Source organism: Oleiphilus sp. HI0132, assembly GCF_001635845.1.
In genome coordinates this window covers 1-1,673 of record NZ_LWGJ01000972.1, presented here as the reverse complement: position 1 = coordinate 1,673, position 1,673 = coordinate 1, and the positions used below count along the sequence as shown (strand labels likewise).

Annotated in this window: 1 rRNA gene; it reads left to right on the top strand. The window is 46.6% G+C overall.

Annotated features, from left to right (window positions below):
• Positions 1-298: 298 nt before the first annotated feature.
• Positions 299-1,673 (top strand): 23S ribosomal RNA (locus A3766_RS10990); the annotation flags it as partial.

Sequence of the window (1,673 nt, the reverse complement as noted above, 5' to 3'; positions counted from 1 at the left end):
ATTTGCTTGGTTTAAGTTTGAATTAAGTAAAGTGTATTTATTTCTAATCATGCGATTAGAAGCTCTTTAACAATTAGGTAAGTAATAGTAGACGTTGTTTTATGTTGTGGTGACATAATGCAACTCATTGCTAAGTGATTAGATTATTCACATATCAGCGAATAATTTAATCATGGATAACGAAAGAAATGAGATTCATATCAAGCGTTATCCGGCGAAAACGTTACGAATGGTCATATATATAGCTTAAGTACTAAGATGGTAAAAGGTCGTCTTAGAAGACTGCTTCGGGTTATATAGTTAAGTGACTAAGCGCATACGGTGGATGCCTTGGCAGTCAGAGGCGATGAAGGACGTAGTAACCTGCGATAAGCGTTGGTAAGCTGGTAAACAAGCTTTGACCCAACGATTTCCGAATGGGGAAACCCATCTAACATAAGTTAGATATCTTGCACTGAATACATAGGTGTAAGAAGCAAACCCGGAGAACTGAAACATCTAAGTACCCGGAGGAAAAGAAATCAACCGAGATTCCCTTAGTAGCGGCGAGCGAACGGGGATTAGCCGATGATTATTGAATTAGTGGAACGCTCTGGGAAGTGCGGCCATAGTGGGTGATAGCCCCGTACACGAAGATTCAATAGTCACATATTAAGTAGGACGGGACACGTGTTATCTTGTCTGAAGATGGGGGGACCATCCTCCAAGGCTAAATACTCCTGACTGACCGATAGTGAACCAGTACCGTGAGGGAAAGGCGAAAAGAACCCCTGTGAGGGGAGTGAAATAGATCCTGAAACCGTATGCGTACAAGCAGTGGGAGCAGACTTGTTCTGTGACTGCGTACCTTTTGTATAATGGGTCAGCGACTTAATTTTAGTAGCAAGGTTAACCGTATAGGGGAGCCGTAGGGAAACCGAGTCTTAATAGGGCGTTTAGTTGCTGGGATTAGACCCGAAACCGAGTGATCTAGCCATGAGCAGGTTGAAGATCAGGTAACACTGATTGGAGGACCGAACCCACTTATGTTGAAAAATGAGGGGATGACTTGTGGCTAGGAGTGAAAGGCTAATCAAACTCGGAGATAGCTGGTTCTCCTCGAAAGCTATTTAGGTAGCGCCTCGTGTATCACCCTGGGGGGTAGAGCACTGTTTGGGCTAGGGGGTCATCCCGACTTACCAACCCCATGCAAACTCCGAATACCCAGGAGTGCGATCACGGGAGACACACGGCGGGTGCTAACGTCCGTCGTGGAGAGGGCAACAACCCAGACCGCCAGCTAAGGTCCCAAAGTTACAGTTAAGTGGGAAACGATGTGGGAAGGCTTAGACAGCTAGGAGGTTGGCTTAGAAGCAGCCATCCTTTAAAGAAAGCGTAATAGCTCACTAGTCGAGTCGGCCTGCGCGGAAGATTTAACGGGGCTCAAACTGTACACCGAAGCTGCGGATATCTTTTAGATATGGTAGAGGAGCGTTCTGTAAGCTGATGAAGCTCAATTGAGAAGTTGGGTGGAGGTATCAGAAGTGCGAATGCTGACATGAGTAACGACAAAGGGGGTGAAAAACCCCCTCGCCGGAAGACCAAGGGTTCCTGCGCAACGTTAATCGGCGCAGGGTGAGTCGGCCCCTAAGGCGAGGCTGAGAAGCGTAGTCGATGGGAAACAGGTTAATATT